Raw genomic sequence first — 20,039 nt, 5'->3', positions numbered from 1 at the left:
CTTGGCGGTGTCAGATCGACTCACATTTTGTCATGGCAACAGCACGACACCAAAGGCGCCCCTCTATCAGGGTCACGCGATCTTCGGCAGGGCGCGGGTTTCGTAGCTGTGCGTGATCTCGCGTCCGCTGGCGGGGTCGCGCAGCCGCATCCTGAACCGCGCCGCGGGCCGCACGCCGCCGATCGTGGGCAGCGTGCCGCAGAGCATCGCACAGGAGCCCTCAGCCGCAAGATCGCCCAGCCGGCTCCTCTCCAGCAGGGTGGCAAGCGGCCGGAGCGCGGCCAGTGTACCGGACTGGTAGGCCACCCACGCGCCGTCATCTTCGATCCAGCTGTCCAGTGCGATATCATCGAACCGGTCAGCCACCGTCTCCCATGGCCACAATTCGGGCGCGCAGGGCTTGGCGCAGATTTGCTTGGACAGGGCGACGGAATGCGCCTCGAGCGCCCGGTCGGTGTGGTCCGACGCCAACCCGATGTAGCTCTGCCCGTCGATGATCACGATCATCGGTTCGGCCTCGCCCGAGGTGTCGGGGCCGACCACCTCGATCATGGGTGCGGTGGTCAGAAGGGCTGCCGCCGCGCGGTAGTAAAGCGGCGTGGACGAGGGCGCGGGCACCCCCAGTGCGGCGAGTTCCTCAATATGATGGGCAATGGCGGCTTGATCGCGCCCGGTCCATCCGGCAACGATCAGCGCCGTGGGAGAAAGCGGCATCGCCTTGCCCGCGCTGTGAAACGGAAGCTCCATCGCCGTTACAGAACCGAAGGCAGCCAAAGCGCCAGCCCCGGAAAGGCAATCAGCGCCGCGATCATGCACAACATCACGAGGACATAAGGGATCGCGCCAAGGATCACCTCGTTCATCGAGCCTTTGCCACGGGTGCTTTGCACCACGAAAAGGTTCAGGCCGACCGGCGGCGTAATCAGTGCCATCTCGATCAGCACGATCATCAGCACGCCGAACCAGACCTTGTCGTAACCAAGGCCCGCGATGATCGGAACGATGATTGGAATGGTGGCGACCATCAATGACAGCGTCTCGATGAAGAAACCCAGAACCAGGTAAAGGCCAACGACCAGCATCAGCGTGCCGAAGGGCGAAAAGCCCGAGTTTTCCAACAGGTCGGTCAGTTGCCGTCCCAGCCCCGCCGAGGTCATTGCAAAGTTGAGGAAATAGGCCCCGGTTATCACAAGCGTGATCATCGCCGAGATCCGGATCGTGCCGTGCAGCGCCTCGGCGATTGTGGCCAGCCCCAGGCCGTTGCCCAGCACCACCGCGATGAGGGCCGCAATGACCACGCCGACAGCAGCGGATTCCGTGGGCGTTGCCCAGCCTGCGTAGATCGAGCCGATGACCACGGTGAAAAGGATGACGATCGGAACCAGTTCGACAAGGCTGGCCAGACGTTCGCCCCAGGTGAAACTGCGTGACGGGCCGCCCAGCGACGGGCGCCAAGCGCAGATCGCGGCGGTGACGGTGACAAAGGCCAGTGCCATCAGCAGGCCCGGCAGAAGGCCGGCCGAGAATAGTTGCGGAATCGAGGTTTCGGTGAGGAATCCATAGACGATCAGGTTGATCGAGGGTGGTATCAGGATGCCCAGCGTGCCCCCCGCGGCGATCGCACCGGAAAACAGCCGCGGGTCATAGCCCAACTTGTCGGCCTGCGGCATCGCCACGGTCGCCACCGTCGCCGCCGTCGCGACGGACGATCCGGATGTGGCAGAAAACATCGTGGCGGTGGCAATGTTGGCGTGGATCAGTCCGCCCGGCAGCCAGCTTAACCATTTGTCGAGGGCGGCATAGGTGCGCGCGGCCACGCCGCCGCGGACCAGAATTTCGCCCAGCATCACGAAAAGCGGGATCGCGATCAGGGTTGAAGAGGAAGAGGCCGACCAGATCACCTGACCCAGGCCCCGCAGTAAAGGGAAGGCCGAGTAGAATTCGCCCACGCCGATGCCGAGGATGAACAGCACGATGCCCACCGGGATCGACAGCGCCATCAGCGCCAGCAAGGAAACGGCGACGGAAACGATCATTGATCAAGCTCCGAACCAAAGCCGATTGCGCCGGCCATCTCTGCGCGTTTGCCGGCAAGGAAATAAGCCAGTCCGATCAGGCTTAGCGCCGTGGCGCTGAGGGCAAACCATGCCCATCCCGAAAACCAGATGCCTTGTGGAATCCACAGCGGCGTTTCCAGAGGCGTGTTCGCATGGGAGTCTCTTGCGATACTTTTCTGAAGGACTGGCCAGCAGTACCACGCAATCATCAGCACGATGCCGTTGGTAAGGATCATCGCGAACAGATCCATCAGCGCCTGTCCGGTCTGGCCCAGCCGCTGCCGGATCAGGTCAATGCGGACATGTGCCCGGTCGAGCAACGCACAGGCCAACCCCCAACTGGCGACGCTGGCCATGACGTAGCCCGAGATTTCGTCTGATCCGCCAAGCGAGCCAAGGCCGGTCTTGCGGCCGACCACGTCGATCAGGATGAAGACAACGGTCGCGACAAGGACCGCACCGAGCACCAGCGCGACAAGGCGGTTGGCGCGCCGCAGCGCGCCTTCCAATCTCTCGATACGGTCCATGCGGCGCGGCCTCAGTTCGCGACGGGGATTGTGACGCCCACCACCTTGCCCACGCTGTCGTTCCAGCGTTTGACCCAATCGGCGCCGGCGCGGTCGGCCCATTCGGGAAGCACCTCGGTTTCCAGCACCTTGCGGGCGGTGGCCATGTCGGCGTCAGAGGCCTGGACCAGCGTCATCGAGGCCGGCTTGCCTGACGGGCAGTCGCCATTGCCGGTCAGGCAGGCGATATCGTTGGTCAGGCCGCCTTGCGCCGCATCCCATGCCTTGTCTTCCAACCCGGTTTTCACGGCCTGCTTCAATTCGGCCTGCTGATCCGCCGGCAACGCGTCGAACCGGTCCTTGTTCATTGCGATCACGACCGGATCCCAACCGCCCAGCGGCAATGTCAGCAGATGATCAGAGACTTCCCACCAACCGGCCGAATAGCCCGAACCGGCACCGGTCACGGCACAATCGATGACCCCGCGCTGCAACGAACCCGGGACTTCGGAGAAGGCGATGTTGACGCCTTCGGCACCCAATGCCTCGAGAAGCTTGGTCGTCATTCGGCCCGAGCCGCGCACCTTCTTGCCCTTCAGATCGGCCAGCGAATTGACCTCGCCATTGCAGAAAACGATCTGCGGCGGATAGGGCGCGATCCCCAGCAGTTCAGCATTGAAACGGTCATGCATGATGTCTTCTACCATCGGGCGGGCGGCATCGACCATCGCCTTGGCCTGCGCTGCGGTGGTGGCGACCAACGGAACATCGAGGCCTTCCAGCTCGGGCGCATCTCCAACGGTGTAGTCGCCCACGGTTTGGCCGACGTCGAACACGCCATCGCCCAGCATCCGGAACACGTCGCCGCCGGCAATGCCCATCTGGTCGAAGCTGGTCAGCTGTGCCGTGAAATCGGCATTTGTCAGCTTCGGCAATTCCTCGGTCCAGAAAGGTGTTGTGAACTGTTTGTACAGGGGCAGGCTGCTCCAGCTGCCGACGACCGACAACTGCTCGGCGGTTGCGGCGGTGCCGACCAGCAGCGTGCCGGTCAGAAGGGCGGACATCATCATGTTCTTCATCTTGTTTCTCCTGTTGGGGTTTGAATGCGGTGGGTTGAGGGTCAGGCAGGCAGGACCCCGGTGAGGCGTCGTTCGGCGTGACTGGCGGGAATATCCGTGACCAGCATGTGCCCGGGGGCATGGGTTATCGCCAGATGGGGGCGTGCCGCGGCGATGGCCGCCTGCGGCGTCACCCCGCAGGCCCAGAAAACCGGAATGTCGCCGGGCCGGATATCGGGCGTATCGCCATAGTCGGGCGTGAAGATATCGGCGATGCCGATCTGTGATGGATCGCCCAGATGGACCGGCGCGCCGTGGGCCAAGGGAAAGTGGCTGCAGATCCTGACCGCCTCGATGGCATCGGCGGCCGGCATCGGCCGCATGCTGACCACAAGTGGCCCCGAGAATCGGCCGGCCGGGCGGGTTGCAAGATTGGTGCGATACATCGGGACGTTGCGGTCGGCGTCCTGATGGCGCACCGGGATGCCTGCACGCGTCAGCGCATCCTCGAAACTGAACGAGCAGCCCAGTGCGAACGACACCATGTCATCCTGCCAGAGCGCTGCAATGTCGCCCGGCTCTTCCGCCAGCATGCCATCGCGCCAGACACGGTAGCGGGGCAGGTCGTAGCGCAGGTCGATGTCAGCCCCCAGCGTCGGCAATGACGGGTCACCCGGCTCGCCCACGGCCAAAAGCGGGCAGGGCCGCGGGTTTGCCAGACAATAGCGCACGAAATCGCTGGCCGCGACGCCGGGAAGAATGACGAGATTGGCCTGCAGCGCCTCGCCGCCCAGCCCTGCCGTGGGCCCCCGAAACCGGCCGGCACGGATCTCGGCCCGCAGCAGCGGGGCGGAAAAGTGCCTGTCGGGACTGTCGGTCATGCCGCTCTCCTGCAAGTTGCGGACATGTTCCCGTAGGCAAACCGATTAGATCAACAGTTCAATTAGTCCCGTTATTGATCTGAAATGAAGATCAGTCATGGCCCGCCTCGACCGCCGCACGCGTCACCTCACGTCCGATTTCCTCATTCCGGTCAGGGTTGTAGCAGATTGCAAACTCCAGATCCGGCAGCCGTGCCTCGGGCAGGACCGTGATCTCGTGCAGTTTGGTCGAGGGCCATGCCGAAACGATGGAGCGGGGAATCGTGCCGATGCCAAAGCCCTGTTCGACAAGGTGCAGCATCGTCGCGAGTGAGGCCGAGCCGTGCACCATGGCGGGCTGGCGCCGTCCCGGCGTCAGCAGTTGCAGCACCTGCCGGTGCGGGCTGGTGGTCTTGGGGAAGGAGACGATGGGAAGTGCGGCCAGATCATCAATCCCCGCAGGATCGGGAAGGGTGAAATGGTCCTTCGAGACATACCAGCCAAGACTGACCGGCGGCACCGGTGTCATCAGAATGCCGCGCGGCGCCTGATCGCGCAGCATGATCACCACGTCCAACTCATCGTCGGTCAGCGCCTGCCCCATCTGGTCGGAGGTGTCGACGGAGATCTCGAAACGCAGTTGTGGATGGCGGATACGCAGCGTGGTCAGCATCCTTGGCAGGATGGTATGGGTCATCGTTTCGGAGACCCCAAGCCTCACAACGCCGGCCATCACGCCTTGCGTCAACTCGTTGAGAATTCGGTCACGCTGGGCGATCAAGACCTCGGCCTCGTTGCACAGCCGGCGCCCGGCCGCCGTCAGGCGCACACCACGTCCGTCGCGTTCGAAAATCGTGATGCCCATCCGGTCTTCCAGATGCCGGACCCGCCGCGAGATGGCAGACTGCGCCAGCCCCGTCGCCTCTGACGCCGCGCGAAAGCCGCCACAGCGTGCCACGGCGCGAATGGTCTCGATGTCGCGGAAGCCGAACATGGACCACATGCTAGTGGTCGCATCCCGCTCGCTGTCAACTGCGCGCGTGCCGTCACGGCCGTACTGATGGGCCTTCGTCCGCCCCCGCTGAAACGCCTGAAGCTGCCGTTCGTCTCGTCAGCGCGTGGTCCGGCGGGCCATTGCGCGAAGGGCATAAACCGGAATGGCAAGTGTGATCAGGACGCGGGGAATGTGCCCCAGCAACCAGATTGCGCGAATGGTGGCCGCATTGTCCGCCGTCACCGGACCCGTCAGCGCGATCCTCTGAAAGAAGCCAAGCAGATCTGCCACGGGCGAACCGACCGCTGCTGCAAGGCGCATGTTGAGGGGCATGTGATAGAAAACCGTGATCAGCGAGACCGCAAGATAAAGCCACAGCGCGATCAACCAGTTGCGCCGCGCCAAGGTTTCATGCCGATCAAGGCGGGCCGACAGCACGAGGGCCACCAGCATGATGACGAACAAGGTCATGATCGTGAAAAGGAAATTGCTGAACTGCGGAAAGAACTCCGCTACGAACTCGTCAGGGGCGAGACGCAGCCAGTAGGCGCCCATCGATAGCCCGATGAACAGGTTGGCGCCACCGAACGCGGCCGAGGTGACGACGGCCAGCGTGTTGATGCGGCTGCGGTATGGATTGGATGACATGTGAATTGGCTCCTCGAAGCGCGATGAATGGGGGTCGACGCAAATCTCGGCCAGTGACTGCGTTCTGATCGGGGACCAGGGAAGGGGTGCACACCTGACGGCGGTTCAGTGGAATTCGGTCTTGGCGAACTGACGAAACAGGAAAGCGGGCGCGATCCGGCTTAACAACCTGATCTGGCGGGACTGTCCCAACAGCAATTCGGTCTGATCACGGCGCAATCCCTTCAGGATGTCGCGGACCAGATCGGCGGGCTTCATCTTCTTGAAATTGTCGGATTTCAGGGCCTTGGCCATGTCGGTATCCACGACGGGTGGCATCGCCTCGAAAATGGTGATGCCGTGGGGGCGCAACTGGTGCCGCAGGGTTTGCGCGCAATGATGGATCAGGGCCTTCGTCCCGGAATAGATCGGCGTTCCCGGCGAGGCGACGAAGGCGACACCCGATCCGATGAACAAGACGGCGGGCCGGGCGCTTTTTTCCAGAAGCGGTAGCGCGCGCCATGTCAGGGTCAGCGGCGCCGTCGCGTTGATGGCAATCTCGCTCTCGATCTTTCGGAGCGTGTCGGTGTCGGACTTGAAGTCATAGGCAAGGAAAATGCCTGCATTGTTGATCAGCAGATCCAGCCGGCCGTGCTCTGCCTGAATGTCCGACAATATGCGGTCCTGATCGGCGGCAAGCGTCACGTCCCCTGCGATCGCTTGTGCCCCGGTCAGGCGTGCGGCCTCCGCCAGCCTGTCCGGGTCGCGCCCACAGATGATGACGGTGTTGCCACAGGCCACAAGCTGCCGGGACAGTTCGAGCCCAATGCCCGAGCCGCCGCCGGTAACGAGAATGATCATTGATTTCAGGTCCAAACCGGGTTCTCCAACAGCAGGTGTCGTCATCAAGGTAGGCTTGGCGGATCGTCGCGTTCCACCGAAAGTGACTTGCAGTTCGTTTCAATGGCTTGCAGATCGGCTCAATGCCGTTGCCAAGCATCGCGTATCCGTCTCTGATGCAAGGCGTGATGTTCCCGCGTGAAAGGCCGCTGGCATGCAGGCTCGGCAAAGACCCCCAATTTACACATCTGCCGTCCTTTCCGGCCCGATCTGCGGGATGCTCGGCCTTGACTGGGTCGAAGTTCTGGGAAGGGCCGGGATGGTCGCCACGGACCGTAACGACCGGGCCTTTCTGGTGTCGGGCGAGGAGTATCTTCGCATCTGGACCGCGATGATGGATCTTTCCGGGCATCCGGACGTCTCGCAGCTTCTTGGTTTGCGCATGGCGGGCGGCCCTGCGATCCCCGTCCTCTTCGCCCTTTCCACGGCGCCCGATTTCGAGACCGGCATTCACAGGATGGCGCAGTTCAAAAGCCTTTTCGGGCCGATGCAGTTCATCGTGACGCGCAGTTCATCGGACTTCAGCGTGCGTGTCGGACCGGACCAGCCAAGTCTCACCTTGCCGGGGTCATTCAGCAGTCCGCAGATCATCTATCTTCATGCGCAAGCCAACGCGCTGGCGCGTCATGCGATCCGGCCTTTGCGGGTTTCCCTTCCCCTGCCACAGGACGAACGCGAGCGGCTGAAAGAGGTTTTTGGCCAAGTTCCGTCCCATGGCGAGGCGACGCTGACCTATGCCCTTGCCGATGCCCGCATTCAGTTTGTCTCCGACAACCCCGAGCTTTGGCAGGCGACCGAGGCCGATCTTCAGAGCCAGGCCATGATCCAGTCCAAGGGACTGCCCCTGTCCGATCGGGTTCGTGCGACCATGCTCGAGGCGTTCTCGATCACCGAGCCCACGATCGCACATGTCTGCGGTCGTCTGAAACTCGGTCGCAGCACCTTGTTGCGGCGTCTGGCAGATGACGGGGTCACCTTCCAGTCGCTGCTTGACCAAACGCGACGGGAGCTTGCGATCCGATATCTGGTCAAGAGCGAGTTGAACAACCAGCAGATCGCCCACCTTGTGGGGTATCGCGATCCGAACGCCTTCCAGCGCGCCTTCCGGAAATGGACAGGGATGACACCACAGGCATTGCGCGCCGCGCACACGCATTGATGCCGTCTTAAGCCGTGTGCTGAAATCCCGGGCACCTGGGTAGGCCACGTTCGCGTGAGCGATTGAGTTGCCGTCGGCGCGCCACTATGGTTGTGGACCATCCAAGACCTGCGAGCCAGCGACGATGCCCGACGAGAAGACCTCCCGTTACACCGCCCCGGCTCTCGAAAAGGGGCTGGATATCCTGGAGCTTCTGTCGGCGTCCGACACCGGGCTGTCGCTCAGCGAGATCGCCCGCGATCTCAAACGCTCGGTCTCTGAAATCTTCCGGATGCTGATGGTGTTGCAGACGCGCGGCTATGTCGCGCAGGCGCCGGGATCGGACAAGTACGTGTTGACGACGCTGCTTTTCGAGGTGGCCCATCGCACCCCGATGATCCGCCGCCTGACGATGGCGGCAGCCCCCCTGATGCGCGACCTTGCCCAGCGGGTGAACCAATCGGTGCACTTGGCGATCCTGACCGATGACACGGTGCTGATCGTCGGGCAGGCCGACCCGCCCGCGCGCCACGTCATGAGCGTGCGACTGGGCACGCGGGTGGATATCTGGCGGGCCTCGTCGGGCCGGGTGATGATGGCCTATCACAGCGAGGAGGAACTGGCCGAGATGCTGGCCCGCCGTCCGCTGCCCGAGGGCACCGACGAGGCGCGGCTGCGCCGCGACCTCGCCGAGATCCGCCTGCGTGGGCACGAGATTGTCGACAGCTTCGTGATCAAGGGGGTGGTCAACATCTCGGCCCCGATCATCGACCACGAAGGACAGGCCATCGCCGCGCTGACCATCCCGCATGTCCAGCGGTTCGGCGAGCCGATCACAATGGCCGATTGCTGCGTGCAAGTGATCGAGACGGCGGCGCAGCTGAGCCGCAGCGTGGGCGGCGGCGCGGCTCAGCTGGTGCCCACTGAGGCGCCCAGGCGCGTCTAGTCGGTCGCCAGCGGAACGGCCGGCACCTCCATCGACTCAAAGCATGCCTCGACCAGCGCCATCGTCTGGAACGCGTCCTCGACCCCGCTGAAAAGGCGGTCATCCTCGCCCGCGGCAAAGCGCTGAACGTTGCGCATCGGGCCCATGAACGCCTCGATGAACCAGCTGCCGCTCAGCGGCACCTGCTGCCAGTCGCCGCCCTCGGGGCAGAACCACAACTCGTCGGCCTCGCCGTGCGGATAGTCAAAGCAGACGCCAAGCTTGACCATCATCACGCCCTTGGTCCCCTCGATCCGAAACCAGGCCGACTGGAACTTTCGTCCCGCTTGATGGTTGTGGCTGATGCTCATCACCCCGCGTCGCAGATCGCCCCAATCGAGGATCGCGGTGGTACGGGTCTGGGCGAATCCCGGCGCGCGCGGATCGGCCATCGACCGGGCAAAGGCCGCCTTGGGCGTGCCGAAAAGTGCGCGGATGGAATCGAGGTAATGGATGGAATGGACCAGGATCTCGACCCGCGGCATCGTCAGCAGGAAGGGAAAGATCGTCCATGGCGTGAAGATGTTGAGATGCACCTCGATCTCCAGCGGGTCACCGATCAGCCCCTGTTCGATCGCCTGCCGCGCCGCCATCATCATCGGCGAAAAGCGCAGCTGGAAATTGACCGCGGCCTTAAGGTCGCGATCGCGGCAGATCTGGCGGATCACCCGCGCCGTCGCAAGGTCCGGGCCCATCGGTTTCTGGATCAACACCGCGGCGCCTTTGGGCAGGGAGGGCAGGATATCGGTGATCGCGCCAGGCGGCACGGCAATGTCGTAGGCCACGTCATTGCCATGCGCCGCCACCGCCTCGGCCACCGAGGCATATGTGGCCGGGATGGCGAAATCGCGCGCAAGGCTGGCGCGGCGGTCGGCGTCGATCTCGGCAACGCCGGCCACCTGCAACCCGGCCTTGGCGTAGGCGGGCAAGTGGGCGTCGCGCACGATGCCACCCGCGCCGATCAGCACGATGGGGCGCGGCGCCGTGGGCGCAGGCCAGTTCTGTTCAAGCGTCTCGATCATGTCGTCACCTCGCGCCTTTCGACCAAAAGGATATGTTCGCAATACATGACCGTGCGGCCATGCTGGTTGAGTGTCTCGCAAATCTCCACCACCTGCCCGTGGCCCGGCCGCTTGGGGTCGTCCGCCCTGCGCCCGATCCGCACCCGCGTGCGCAGCGTGTCACCGGCAAAGACCGGCGTAGGAAAACGCAGCCGGTCATAGCCGTAGGTCATCGCGCGCGGGTTGATCTGCGTGGCCGTCAGCCCGATGCCGATGGCAAAGGTCATCGTGCCATGGGCAATGCGCTGACCGAAGGGCTGGGTGCGGCAAAACTCGGCATCCATGTGATGCGGGAAGAAGTCGCCCGAATGGCCGGCGTGAAAGACGATGTCGGCCTCGGTGATGGTGCGGCCCAGCGTCTGGCGGGTTGCGCCGACCTCGTAATCTTCGAAGAACTGTTCGTTTTCCATCGGTCCTCCCTTGCTGCCAATTTTGCTCATGAAAAAAGTTTTGACAAGTAAAACAATCTGGCTCACGCTGCCGTTAACTTGGGCCGAAGGGCCTCGGCCGGTGGGGGAGCGATGGCTGAAATAGGCATACATGCAAGGGGTTTACCCCAGCTTCCGGCCGATCATGCGGCGATTCCGGTCTGGAACGCCGAAGATTGGTATTTCGAAGATTTCAAGGTGGGCGACCGGATCCGGTCGATCCGACGGACAATCTCCGAAGGCGAGTCGATGCAGTTCAACAGCCTCGTCATGGACCACCACCCGTATGTCAGCGACGAGATCTTTGCGGCAGAGGAGGGCGTATTCGGCCGCCGGCTGGTCGCCGGGGCCTTCGTCTTTTCCTTGGGACTGGGGCTGGCGGCAACGAACTGCCTGAACTCGTTTTCCTACGGCTACGACAGGCTGCGCTTCATCAAGCCCGTCTTCATCGGCGACACGATCTACACGATCCGCGAGAACCTTTCGAAAGAGGTGCATAACGAAAAGATGGGCAAGCTGCGGGTCAGCTACTCGGTCTACAAGGCGCCGGGCGAACTGGTGCTTTACGCCGAACACCTGCTGACCGCCAATTACCGCGACCCGGCCCCCTTCGCCGCCGAGGCGCAGGCCAAGATGGCGGCGAAGGCCGCGGCGCGCAATGGCTGAGGCTGTCCTGCGCGGCATGACATGGGACCACCCGCGCGGGGTGGACCCGATGCTGGCCACTTCAGCTGCCTATGCCGCCGCCCATCCCGGTGTGACGATCACTTGGGAAAAGCGGTCCTTGCAGGCCTTCGCGGACCGGCCGATTTCGGAGATGGCCGAAACCTACGACCTGATGGTCATCGACCACCCGCATGTGGGCGAGGTGGCCCGGCAGGGCAACCTGCTGGCCCTCGACGGGCTGCGCGACGCCGAGATGGCTGCGCTGGCCGCTGGCTCTGTCGGGCTGTCGCATCCGTCCTACGCCTTTGGCGGGCGGCAATGGGCGCTGGCCATCGACGCGGCCACGCCCGTGGCCTGCCTGCGTCCCGACCGACTGGAGACGCCGCCGCGGCTCTGGTCCGAGGTGCTGGAGTTGGCCCGCGCGGGCCGGGTTGGGTTTGCGCTCATCCCGATCAACGCGCTGATGACCTTCTTCGGCATCGCCCGCAATCTTGGCCATGACATCGGCGAAGACCCCGACCGGCTGATGGACCCCAGCGCGGCCTCCCGCGTGCTGGCCCTCATGGTCGAGATTGCGGGGCTGGTCGATCCGCGTTGCCTGACTCTTGATCCCATCGGCATTTACGACTGGATGGGGCGTGGCGAAGACGGGCCGGATTATTCGCCCTTCGGCTATGGCTACACCAATTATTCCCGCGCCGGGTTCTGTCCGCATCCGCTGGCCTTCCACGATGCCCCGGGGATCGAACGCCCGTCGCCGCAGGGCACGGTGCTGGGCGGCACGGGCATTGCCGTGTCGGCCTTCACGAAACACCCCGAGGTCGCGGTGGACTATGCCTTCTGGATTGCCGGGGCCGAGTGCCAGCGCGGCCTCTACACCACCAGCGGCGGCCAGCCCGGCCACGCCGCCGCATGGGAGGGTGATGCCTGCAACGCCTTGACCGACAACTTCTTCCGCAACACCCGTGCGACGCTGGAGGGCGCATGGCTGCGCCCGCGCTATGACGGCTACATGGGCTTTCAGGACGTGGGTGGCGCGCTGGTGCATCGCTGCCTGACCGGCGAGGTGACGATCCCCGCCACCATCACCGCGCTCGACGCCGCCTACCGGGAGAGCCGCGCATGACCCGTCCTCTCGAAGGCCTGCTCGTCGTTGATTTCAGCCAGTTTCTGTCGGGGCCGCTTTGCGCGCTGAAACTGGCCGACCTTGGCGCGCGCGTCATCAAGATCGAGCGGCCGGGGCAGGGCGACCTCTGCCGCACGCTCTATCTGTCCGACACCGAGATCGGCGGCACCAACAGCCTGTTTCACGCGATCAACCGCAACAAGGAAAGCTTTGCCGCCGATCTGCGCGACGAGGGCGACCGCGCCCGTTTGCGGCGGCTGGTGGCCAAAGCCGACGTGGTGATGCAGAACTTCCGCCCCGGCGTGATCGAGCGGATGGGGTTCGGCTATGATGCGGTGCGCGCGCTAAATCCTGACATCGTCTATGGCTCAATCTCGGGTTACGGCGACGAAGGGCCTTGGGTAGACCTGCCGGGACAGGACCTGCTGGCGCAGGCGCGCTCGGGCCTGCTGTGGTTGACCGGCTCGGCGGGCGATCCGCCGATGCCGATGGGGCTGGCGGTGGCCGACATGCTGGCGGGCAACGCGCTGGCGCAGGGCATTCTCGCGGCCCTTGTCGGGCGCGGCCTGCGCGGCGAGGGCGCAAAGGTGGAAACCAGCCTGCTCGAGGCACTGCTGGACTTTCAGTTCGAGGTACTCACGACCCATCTCAACGATGGTGGCAAGCTGCCGCGCCGCGCCGCGGTGGGCGGGGCGCATGCCTATCTGGGCGCCCCCTATGGCGTCTATCAGACCGCGGACGGGTACCTTGCGCTGGCAATGACGCCCTCGTTGCGCAGGCTCGCAGAGTTGATGGGTATCGCAGCACTCGCCCCCTATCTGGACGACCCTGCCGCCGCGATGCGCGAACGCGACGCGATCAAGGCGATCATCGCGCAGGCGGTGCGCGGGCAGACGACGGCGCACTGGCTGGCCATCCTGCAGCCTGCCGACATCTGGTGTTCGGAAGTCCTCGACTGGCCCGGCCTTTTCGCGACCGAAGCATTCCGGCGACTGAACTTCATCCAGACGATCGAGAACGGCGCGGTGTCGCTCAGCACGCTGCGCGGACCGCTCCGGCTGGATGGCGCGGCGCTAACCTCGGGCCGGGCGGCCCCGGGGCTGGGCCAGCACACCCAAGAGATTATCGACGAGTTCGGGCTGAACCGAACCGATAACGGCGCGGCAGACGCCGACAGACCCTCGGAAACGACCAGTCGGCCGGGCAACCCGATTGCCGACACCATAACCAAGCGGAGGACATCATGAAGAGAAGAACGTTCAACAAGTTGCTTGCCGGTGGCGCGCTGGGCGCCCTTGCCGGACGCATGGCCAGCGCAGACGAAGTGACAAGCGCCGTCTACGGTTCTTTCGATGGCGTGACGGTGCGGGCCAAGCTGATCGGCGGCGCGCAGTACGAAACCCTCTATGCCGAGATTCCGAAATGGGAGGCCGCGACCGGTGCGAAGGTCGATGTGATCTCGCGCAAGAACCACTTCGAGCTTGACCGCGAGATCAAGCAGGACATCGCCGCCGGCACGCTGGATTGGGACATCGGGTCAAACCACACCAGCTTTGCGCCGCAGTACGGCGACATCTACATGGACCTCAACAGCGTGATGAAGCCGGACGTTCTGGCCGCATTCGACGCGCTGGCGCTGAAGAACTCCACCGTGGACGGCAGCCTGGTGCAAATGCCCCGGCACTCGGACGTGTCCAACCTTTACTACCAGAAGTCGCTCTATGCCGATCAGGGCAACAAGGACGCGTTCAAGGCCAAGTACGGCTATGACCTTGCCCCGCCCGAAACCTTCGACCAGTTCAAGGACCATGCCATCTTCTTTGCCAAGGCGCCCGATTTCTTCGGAACGCAGTATCCCGGCAAGGACGAGGCGATCACCGGACGGTTCTACGAGATGCTGGTGGCCAATGGCGGAGCGCTGTTCGACGACAAGTGGAACCCGACGTTCAACTCGGCCGCGGGCGTGAAGTCTGTCATGTGGTTCAAGGACCTCTACGACGCCAAGGCGGTGCCGGCGGGCGTGCTGAACTACCTGTGGGACGACCTCGGGGCAGGCTTTGCCTCTGGCACGGTGGCGCTGGATCTCGACTGGGCCGGCTGGGCCGCCTACTTCAACGATCCGGCCAACTCCAAGGTCGCGAACGACGTGGGTCTGATCCGCGCGCCCAAGGGCGACGGCGGCAAGCGGGCGGGCTGGTCGGGCAGCCATTCCTTCTCGATCACGAAGACCAGCCAGAACAAGGATGCGGCCGCCTCGCTGGTGACGTTCCTGACCAGCCACGACAACCAGATGATCGAGGCGCGCAAGGGCCTGCTGCCCACCCGCACCCAGGTCTGGAAGGACATCGCGGCCGAATTCGGTGCCGCCGGCAACGACTTCATGGTCGAGGTGTTCAACACCTATGGCCAATCGATGGCCGAGGATGCCTTCACGCCGCCGTTGATTGCGCCGTGGATCGAGGTTTCGAACGAGATCTTCCCGCGGCTGCAAAAGGCGATCCTGGGCGAGATGACCGCGCAGGCCGCCCTTGACGAGGCCGCGGCCGCCGCGACCCGGATCATGCAGGACAACGGCTACCTCTGAGGGCCGCATGGCGGGGCGGCCGAGTGCCGCCCCGCGCACCTTTCACGGAAGACAAGATGGCCCGATACAGCCCCAAACGCCTTTTTCGCAACAGGATGAACCTTGTTCCTTTCCTGCTGCTGCTGCCGGCCTTCATGGTTCTGGCGCTGGTCGTGGTGTTCCCTCTGGGCTTCTCGCTTTACACCAGTTTCACGCCCTACCGACTGATCCGGCCCAACACGCTGCATGTGTGGATCGGCCTGCGCAACTATACCGACCTGATGGGCAACGGCGATTTCTGGGCGGCCTTCGGGCGCACGGTGCTGTTTCTGACGATCGCGCTGAATGTCGAGTTTCTGGCGGGTCTGGGCATCGCGCTGCTGATCAGCCGCATCACATGGGGTCAGCGGACGCTGCGCACCATCATGATGTTCCCGATGATGTTTTCGCCGATCCTCGTGGGCTACCAGTTCAAGTTCGTTTTCAACGACAATATCGGCATCCTGAACAACGCGCTGCAGGCCCTGCACCTGAGCGACGGGGCGATCGCGTGGTTGGTGGACCGTAACCTCGCGATGTTTTCGATCATTTTCGCCGAAGTCTGGATGAGCACGTCGGTCTTCGCCATCCTGCTGCTTGCGGGCCTCTTGTCGATGCCGCGCGACCCGGTAGAGGCGGCTCGCGTGGATGGTTGCAACCCGTGGCAGGTCTTTCGCCACATCACGCTGCCCTACATCATGCCCTTTGCCTACATCGCGATGACGATCCGCTCGCTCGACGTCGCGCGCGCCTATGACATCGTGCACGTGATGACCGGCGGGGGACCAGCCGGCCGGACCGAGCTTTTGTGGACCCTGATCGCGCGGACCGGCTACAACAATGCCAAGATGGGGATGGCCAATGCGATGGCCTATATCTCGATCCTGCTGTCGATTGCCTTCACCTACTTCTTCTTCCGCAAGCTGATTGCTGCGCGCAAGTTCATGCGGGGGGCTGACTGATGGACCCGAAACTGCGCCGGCAGCTTGGACGGATCGTGTCTTGGGTTCTGACCTTCCTGCTGATGATGATCATCTGCGTGCCGGGCCTTTGGGTGGTGCTGACCGCCTTCCGGCCCAATGCCGAGGTGCTGGCCAAGCCCGCGGTCTGGGTGCCGCAAGTACTGAGCCTGAACAACTTCGCGAAGATCTTTGGCTTTGCGCAGGAAGTGGCGATTCCGGTGCCGGCCTATTTCGCCAACTCGATGATCATCGCGTTGACCAGCACTGCCATTGCTCTCCTGATCGGGATGTCGGGCGGCTATGCCTTCGCGCGCTACCGCTTCCGTTTCAAGGATGGGCTGTTTCTGGGCCTGATGTTGTCACGCACGGTGCCGGGTATCGCGCTGTCGCTGCCGCTTTTCATGATCTGGAGCAGGCTGGGACTGATCGATACCAAGCCGGGGCTGATCATCGTCTATGTCGCAATGAACGTGCCCTTCACGATCTGGCTGATCGACGGCTTCTTCCGGCAGATCCCGATCGAGCTGTCAGAGGCGGCGATGGTTGATGGCTGCACCCGCTGGCAGGCATTCTGGCGGATCGAGTTTCCGCTGGCGCGCTCAGGCATCGCTTCGGCCGGCATCTTTGCTTTCCTGACGTCGTGGAACGAATACGCGCTTGCCAGCCAGCTGACCCGCTCGACCTATTCCAAGACGTTGCCGGTCGGGCTGATGGATTTCACCTCGCAATTCACCATCGACTGGGCCGGCATGTCGGCGATGGCCGTGATCATCATCATCCCGGCGCTGGCGCTGACCTTCATCGTGCAGAAACACCTCATCGCGGGCCTGACCTTCGGCGGGGTGAAAGGATAACATGGCAGAGATCGTTCTGAACAAGCTCGTCAAGAATTACGGCCGGACACGGGCGGTGCATGGCATCGACCTGTCCATCGCGCATCAGGAATTCGTAGTACTGGTGGGGCCATCGGGCTGCGGTAAATCCACGACGCTGCGGATGATTGCCGGGCTGGAAGAGATTTCCGACGGCACCGTCAGCATCGGCGGTGCTGTGGTGAACGAACTGCCGCCGCGCAAACGCAACATCTCGATGGTGTTCCAGAACTACGCGCTTTACCCGCATATGAACGTGCGCGAAAACCTCGGCTTTGGCCTCAAAATCGCGGGCCAGCCGGCGGCAGATATCGCCCAACGGGTCGACGAAGCGGCCGAGATCCTTGGCCTGACCGAGCTTCTGGAGCGCACCCCGGCGGAATTGTCGGGCGGCCAGCGTCAGCGCGTCGCAATGGGCCGCGCGATCGTGCGCAAGCCCGCGGCCTTTCTCTTTGACGAGCCGTTGTCGAACCTCGATGCCAAGCTGCGCGGCCAGATGCGCGCGGAAATCAAGAAGCTGCACCAGTCGGTACGCACCACGGTCGTCTACGTCACCCATGACCAGATCGAGGCGATGACGCTGGCCGACCGGATCGTGGTGATGCGCGCCGGCCGGATCGAGCAGGTGGGCACGCCGATGGAGGTCTACAACCACCCCACTTCGGCCTTCGTGGCCACCTTCATTGGCTCGCCGCCGATGAACATGCTGCCCGGTACCATCTCGGGCGGTGCGGTGCGTCTGGCCGATGGCAGCGCGCTGCCGGTGCCCGAGCGTGCGGCGGACAATGCGCGCGAGGGGCAGGAGGTGCTGCTGGGCATTCGACCGGACGACATCAGCCCGGTGGGCCACGGCCTGTCGCAGGACGGCCCCGGTGCGGAACTGACCCTTACTGTCGCCATCGCCGAACCCTTGGGCATGGAAAGCCTGATCTTCACCCGGATCGCCGGGCAGGAAGTGCAGGCGAAACTTTACGGCCCGCGCATGGTGTTGCCGGGCGAGGAACTGGTGTTCCGTCTCGCGCTGGACCGTGCGCATCTCTTCGACGCGGCGAGCGGCGCCAGTCTGGAGGCACGCTGATGGCGCGGATCGACAGGGTCGAGATTCGCATGGTCGATCTGCCGCCGCAGGTCGTGCGCACCGACGCGATCCAGTCCTTCGTCAGTCAGGAAACACCGCTGGTCACCATCACCGATAGCGATGGCGCGACCGGTCACGGCTATGGCTATACCATCGGCACCGGCGGGCCTGCGGTGGTCAGCCTGCTGCGCGACACGCTGGTCCCGCGCCTTCTGGGCCGCGAGGCTGACGAGATCGAGGCGATCTGGCGCGACCTTCTCTTTGCCACCCATGCCACCGCCGTGGGCGCGATCACCTCGATTGCGCTGGCGGCCATCGACACGGCCCTGTGGGACCTGCGCTGCCGCCGCGCGGGCCTGCCGCTTTGGCGCATGGCGGGCGGAGCGAAACCCGCGATTCCGCTTTATTCGACCGAAGGCGGCTGGCTGCATATCGAGCGCGCAGCCCTTGTCGAAGATGCGCTGGCGGTCAAGGCGCAGGGCTTTGCCGGATCGAAGGTGAAGGTCGGCAAGCCCTCACTGGAAGAGGACCGGGATCGGCTGACGGCGGTGCGCGAGGCTGTCGGCCCCGAGTTTCGACTGATGGTCGATGCCAACCAGGCTTTCGCCTATCACGAGGCGCTGCTTAGGGCGCGGATGCTGGCCGAGGTCGGCATCACGTGGTTCGAAGAGCCGATGCCGGCTGACGACCTGACCGGCCACGCCCGGCTGGCCGCGCAATCGGCCGTGCCGATTGCGGTGGGTGAAAGCCTCTATTCGCCGGGCCAGTTCGCCGATTACCTGCGCGCAGGCGCCTGTTCCATCATCCAGGTCGATGCCGCGCGGGTGGGCGGCATCACGCCCTGGCTGAAAGTGGCGCACATGGCCGAGGCGATGAACATCGCCGTCTGCCCGCATTTCCTGATGGAGCTGCATGTCAGCCTTGTCTGCGCGGTGCCCAATTCATGGATGCTGGAATACATCCCGCAGCTTGATGCGATCACCACCAGCCGCCTCGATATCCGGGGCGGCATCGCGCATCCGCCCGAGGCGCCGGGGCTGGGCATTGACTGGGACAGGGACGCCATCGCGCGGCTGACCGTGGCGGGCAGCCACACCGAGCATCGGCAATGAAAACAGGGGAGGGGACGGGAATGCAACGGATGGGCATGGTGATCGGGCTGAAACCCGACAAGGTCGAGGCCTACAAGCGGCTGCACGCCGCCGTCTGGCCCGAGATCCTCGCGCAGATCAAGGCCAGCAACATCACCAATTACTCCATCTACCTCAAGGAGCCGGAAAACCTGCTCTTCGGTTACTGGGAATATACCGGCACCGATTTCGAAGGTGACATGGCCAAGATGGCCGCCGACCCGCGCACGCAGGACTGGTGGGCGGTCTGCATGCCCTGCCAGGAGCCGCTGGCCACCCGCGCCGAGGGCGAATGGTGGGCCATGATGGACGAGGTCTTTCACTGTGACTGACACCGCCAACGATCCGCGCATCGCCACGCTGCAGACCTGCTACACCTCGGTTCTGCATGACGTGATGCGGGCGATGGGGCTGCGCGATTTCACCCTGCCGCCGCGCCTGCGCCCGCTGAACCCCGAAGGCGTGCTGACCGGCCCGGCTTTCACCATAGAGGGACGCATCGTCGAGGGTGCCGATCCGCATGAAACGCTGCTGGCCTGGACCGGGCTTCTGTCGCAATGCCCCGGTGGCCATGTCTGGACGGCGCAGCCCAACAACCAGCTTGTGGCGCAGATGGGCGAGCTGTCGGCCGAAACGCTGCACCTGAAGGGCGTGCTGGGCGTCGTCACCGATGGGGGCCTGCGCGACACCAACTTCATCCTGCGGCTGGGCCTGCCTTGCTGGGGCACCTTTTTTACCCCGCGCGACGTGGTCGGCCTGTGGCTGCCCACGGCGACCGGCACGCCGATTTCCATCGACGCGGTCACGATCAACCCGGGCGACTGGGTGCACGGCGACCGCGACGGGATGGTGGTGATCCCGGCGGCGCATCTGGACGAGGTGATCGAAAAGGGCGTGGCGGCGATGCAGACTGAAAGTAAGGTGCGCGCGGCGATCCTGCAAGGCATCGACCCGCAGCAAGCCTATCTGTCCTACGGAAAGTTCTGACA

At 64.0% G+C, this 20,039-nt stretch carries 22 protein-coding genes; 12 read left to right on the top strand and 10 right to left on the bottom strand.

What is annotated here, in order from left to right:
* Positions 1–72: 72 nt before the first annotated feature.
* The 8 genes from GC146_RS06135 to GC146_RS06100 all read right to left on the bottom strand — a co-directional run bounded on the left by GC146_RS06135 (position 73) and on the right by GC146_RS06100 (position 6,963).
* Complete coding sequence (locus GC146_RS06135; RefSeq protein ID WP_291835911.1) at positions 73–747, bottom strand: DUF2848 domain-containing protein; 675 nt, start codon at positions 745–747, stop codon at positions 73–75.
* Positions 748–752: 5 nt separating this feature from the next.
* The gene (locus GC146_RS06130; RefSeq protein ID WP_291835908.1) at positions 753–2,036 is read right to left on the bottom strand and encodes a TRAP transporter large permease; all 1,284 of its coding nucleotides are present in this window, start codon (positions 2,034–2,036) and stop codon (positions 753–755) included.
* Positions 2,033–2,584: a TRAP transporter small permease gene (locus tag GC146_RS06125; protein WP_291835905.1), complete on the bottom strand. Its 552-nt coding sequence runs from the start codon at positions 2,582–2,584 to the stop codon at positions 2,033–2,035. Before GC146_RS06125 ends, GC146_RS06130 begins: the two co-directional genes overlap by 4 nt.
* Positions 2,585–2,595: 11 nt before the next feature.
* Positions 2,596–3,642: a TRAP transporter substrate-binding protein gene (locus GC146_RS06120; RefSeq protein WP_291835902.1), complete on the bottom strand. Its 1,047-nt coding sequence runs from the start codon at positions 3,640–3,642 to the stop codon at positions 2,596–2,598.
* A gap of 41 nt (positions 3,643–3,683) precedes the next feature.
* The gene (locus GC146_RS06115) at positions 3,684–4,502 is read right to left on the bottom strand and encodes a putative hydro-lyase (RefSeq protein ID WP_291835899.1); all 819 of its coding nucleotides are present in this window, start codon (positions 4,500–4,502) and stop codon (positions 3,684–3,686) included.
* Between the two features lie 91 nt (positions 4,503–4,593).
* Positions 4,594–5,484, bottom strand: coding sequence for a LysR family transcriptional regulator (locus tag GC146_RS06110; RefSeq protein ID WP_291835897.1), 891 nt, complete (start codon positions 5,482–5,484; stop codon positions 4,594–4,596).
* A 108-nt stretch (positions 5,485–5,592) separates the two neighbouring features.
* Entirely contained in the window at positions 5,593–6,123 is a 531-nt protein-coding gene (locus GC146_RS06105; protein ID WP_291835893.1) for a hypothetical protein, read from the bottom strand.
* A gap of 105 nt (positions 6,124–6,228) precedes the next feature.
* A complete protein-coding gene (locus GC146_RS06100) occupies positions 6,229–6,963 on the bottom strand; it encodes an SDR family NAD(P)-dependent oxidoreductase (protein ID WP_291835890.1) in 735 nt (244 codons plus the stop codon).
* A gap of 256 nt (positions 6,964–7,219) precedes the next feature.
* On the opposite strand from GC146_RS06100, the gene GC146_RS06095 reads away from it, so the two are divergent.
* Both GC146_RS06095 and GC146_RS06090 read left to right on the top strand, forming a co-directional pair.
* Positions 7,220–8,161, top strand: a complete 942-nt coding sequence (locus GC146_RS06095) for an AraC family transcriptional regulator (protein ID WP_291835887.1) — start codon at positions 7,220–7,222, stop codon at positions 8,159–8,161.
* A gap of 124 nt (positions 8,162–8,285) precedes the next feature.
* The gene (locus tag GC146_RS06090; protein ID WP_291835885.1) at positions 8,286–9,086 is read left to right on the top strand and encodes an IclR family transcriptional regulator; all 801 of its coding nucleotides are present in this window, start codon (positions 8,286–8,288) and stop codon (positions 9,084–9,086) included.
* Here GC146_RS06090 and GC146_RS06085 read toward each other — a convergent pair.
* Positions 9,083–10,147 (bottom strand): Gfo/Idh/MocA family oxidoreductase, encoded by a 1,065-nt coding sequence (locus GC146_RS06085; protein WP_291835882.1) that lies wholly within the window; start codon positions 10,145–10,147, stop codon positions 9,083–9,085. The genes GC146_RS06090 and GC146_RS06085 overlap by 4 nt on opposite strands.
* On the bottom strand, positions 10,144–10,626 hold the full coding sequence (locus GC146_RS06080) for a MaoC/PaaZ C-terminal domain-containing protein (RefSeq protein WP_291835880.1): 483 nt from the start codon (positions 10,624–10,626) through the stop codon (positions 10,144–10,146). Before GC146_RS06080 ends, GC146_RS06085 begins: the two co-directional genes overlap by 4 nt.
* An 81-nt stretch (positions 10,627–10,707) precedes the next feature.
* Between GC146_RS06080 and GC146_RS06075 the strand changes: the two genes are divergently transcribed.
* From GC146_RS06075 to GC146_RS06030, 10 genes are read left to right on the top strand one after another with little or no spacing between them, the layout of a single operon-like run.
* Positions 10,708–11,280 carry a MaoC family dehydratase gene (locus GC146_RS06075; protein WP_291835878.1) on the top strand — a complete coding sequence of 191 codons (573 nt, stop codon included), beginning with the start codon at positions 10,708–10,710 and terminating at the stop codon, positions 11,278–11,280.
* A complete protein-coding gene (locus GC146_RS06070) occupies positions 11,273–12,406 on the top strand; it encodes an extracellular solute-binding protein (RefSeq protein WP_291835875.1) in 1,134 nt (377 codons plus the stop codon). Before GC146_RS06075 ends, GC146_RS06070 begins: the two co-directional genes overlap by 8 nt.
* Positions 12,403–13,653, top strand: coding sequence for a CaiB/BaiF CoA-transferase family protein (locus GC146_RS06065; RefSeq protein ID WP_291835871.1), 1,251 nt, complete (start codon positions 12,403–12,405; stop codon positions 13,651–13,653). Before GC146_RS06070 ends, GC146_RS06065 begins: the two co-directional genes overlap by 4 nt.
* The gene (locus GC146_RS06060; protein ID WP_291835868.1) at positions 13,650–14,990 is read left to right on the top strand and encodes a sugar ABC transporter substrate-binding protein; all 1,341 of its coding nucleotides are present in this window, start codon (positions 13,650–13,652) and stop codon (positions 14,988–14,990) included. Before GC146_RS06065 ends, GC146_RS06060 begins: the two co-directional genes overlap by 4 nt.
* A gap of 56 nt (positions 14,991–15,046) precedes the next feature.
* On the top strand, positions 15,047–15,970 hold the full coding sequence (locus GC146_RS06055) for a sugar ABC transporter permease (protein ID WP_291835864.1): 924 nt from the start codon (positions 15,047–15,049) through the stop codon (positions 15,968–15,970).
* Entirely contained in the window at positions 15,970–16,824 is an 855-nt protein-coding gene (locus GC146_RS06050) for a carbohydrate ABC transporter permease (RefSeq protein WP_291835863.1), read from the top strand. Before GC146_RS06055 ends, GC146_RS06050 begins: the two co-directional genes overlap by 1 nt.
* A 1-nt stretch (position 16,825) precedes the next feature.
* Entirely contained in the window at positions 16,826–17,920 is a 1,095-nt protein-coding gene (ugpC, locus tag GC146_RS06045; RefSeq protein ID WP_291835860.1) for a sn-glycerol-3-phosphate ABC transporter ATP-binding protein UgpC, read from the top strand.
* The gene (locus GC146_RS06040) at positions 17,920–19,032 is read left to right on the top strand and encodes a mandelate racemase/muconate lactonizing enzyme family protein (protein ID WP_291835858.1); all 1,113 of its coding nucleotides are present in this window, start codon (positions 17,920–17,922) and stop codon (positions 19,030–19,032) included. Before ugpC ends, GC146_RS06040 begins: the two co-directional genes overlap by 1 nt.
* A 20-nt stretch (positions 19,033–19,052) precedes the next feature.
* A complete protein-coding gene (locus GC146_RS06035; protein ID WP_291835855.1) occupies positions 19,053–19,382 on the top strand; it encodes an L-rhamnose mutarotase in 330 nt (109 codons plus the stop codon).
* The gene (locus tag GC146_RS06030; RefSeq protein WP_291835852.1) at positions 19,375–20,037 is read left to right on the top strand and encodes an RraA family protein; all 663 of its coding nucleotides are present in this window, start codon (positions 19,375–19,377) and stop codon (positions 20,035–20,037) included. Before GC146_RS06035 ends, GC146_RS06030 begins: the two co-directional genes overlap by 8 nt.
* Positions 20,038–20,039 lie beyond the last annotated feature (2 nt).

Source organism: Limimaricola sp. (genome assembly GCF_016125575.1).
Lineage (GTDB): Bacteria > Pseudomonadota > Alphaproteobacteria > Rhodobacterales > Rhodobacteraceae > WGLM01.
This window is presented reverse-complemented; position numbering and strand designations above follow the sequence as displayed.

Bases quoted from the DNA above. Each gene is read 5' to 3' on its own strand.
- GC146_RS06110 (WP_291835897.1), bottom strand. From the start codon at position 5,484: ATGTGGTCCATGTTCGGCTTCCGCGACATCGAGACCATTCGCGCCGTG.
- GC146_RS06040 (WP_291835858.1), top strand. From the start codon at position 17,920: ATGGCGCGGATCGACAGGGTCGAGATTCGCATGGTCGATCTGCCGCCG.
- GC146_RS06080 (WP_291835880.1), bottom strand. From the start codon at position 10,626: ATGAGCAAAATTGGCAGCAAGGGAGGACCGATGGAAAACGAACAGTTC.
- GC146_RS06095 (WP_291835887.1), top strand. From the start codon at position 7,220: ATGCTCGGCCTTGACTGGGTCGAAGTTCTGGGAAGGGCCGGGATGGTC.
- GC146_RS06105 (WP_291835893.1), bottom strand. From the start codon at position 6,123: ATGTCATCCAATCCATACCGCAGCCGCATCAACACGCTGGCCGTCGTC.
- GC146_RS06130 (WP_291835908.1), bottom strand. From the start codon at position 2,036: ATGATCGTTTCCGTCGCCGTTTCCTTGCTGGCGCTGATGGCGCTGTCG.
- GC146_RS06070 (WP_291835875.1), top strand. From the start codon at position 11,273: ATGGCTGAGGCTGTCCTGCGCGGCATGACATGGGACCACCCGCGCGGG.
- GC146_RS06135 (WP_291835911.1), bottom strand. From the start codon at position 747: ATGGAGCTTCCGTTTCACAGCGCGGGCAAGGCGATGCCGCTTTCTCCC.
- GC146_RS06125 (WP_291835905.1), bottom strand. From the start codon at position 2,584: ATGGACCGTATCGAGAGATTGGAAGGCGCGCTGCGGCGCGCCAACCGC.
- GC146_RS06090 (WP_291835885.1), top strand. From the start codon at position 8,286: ATGCCCGACGAGAAGACCTCCCGTTACACCGCCCCGGCTCTCGAAAAG.
- GC146_RS06060 (WP_291835868.1), top strand. From the start codon at position 13,650: ATGAAGAGAAGAACGTTCAACAAGTTGCTTGCCGGTGGCGCGCTGGGC.
- GC146_RS06100 (WP_291835890.1), bottom strand. From the start codon at position 6,963: ATGATCATTCTCGTTACCGGCGGCGGCTCGGGCATTGGGCTCGAACTG.
- GC146_RS06075 (WP_291835878.1), top strand. From the start codon at position 10,708: ATGGCTGAAATAGGCATACATGCAAGGGGTTTACCCCAGCTTCCGGCC.
- ugpC (WP_291835860.1), top strand. From the start codon at position 16,826: ATGGCAGAGATCGTTCTGAACAAGCTCGTCAAGAATTACGGCCGGACA.
- GC146_RS06065 (WP_291835871.1), top strand. From the start codon at position 12,403: ATGACCCGTCCTCTCGAAGGCCTGCTCGTCGTTGATTTCAGCCAGTTT.
- GC146_RS06115 (WP_291835899.1), bottom strand. From the start codon at position 4,502: ATGACCGACAGTCCCGACAGGCACTTTTCCGCCCCGCTGCTGCGGGCC.
- GC146_RS06120 (WP_291835902.1), bottom strand. From the start codon at position 3,642: ATGAAGAACATGATGATGTCCGCCCTTCTGACCGGCACGCTGCTGGTC.
- GC146_RS06055 (WP_291835864.1), top strand. From the start codon at position 15,047: ATGGCCCGATACAGCCCCAAACGCCTTTTTCGCAACAGGATGAACCTT.
- GC146_RS06085 (WP_291835882.1), bottom strand. From the start codon at position 10,147: ATGATCGAGACGCTTGAACAGAACTGGCCTGCGCCCACGGCGCCGCGC.
- GC146_RS06050 (WP_291835863.1), top strand. From the start codon at position 15,970: ATGGACCCGAAACTGCGCCGGCAGCTTGGACGGATCGTGTCTTGGGTT.
- GC146_RS06035 (WP_291835855.1), top strand. From the start codon at position 19,053: ATGCAACGGATGGGCATGGTGATCGGGCTGAAACCCGACAAGGTCGAG.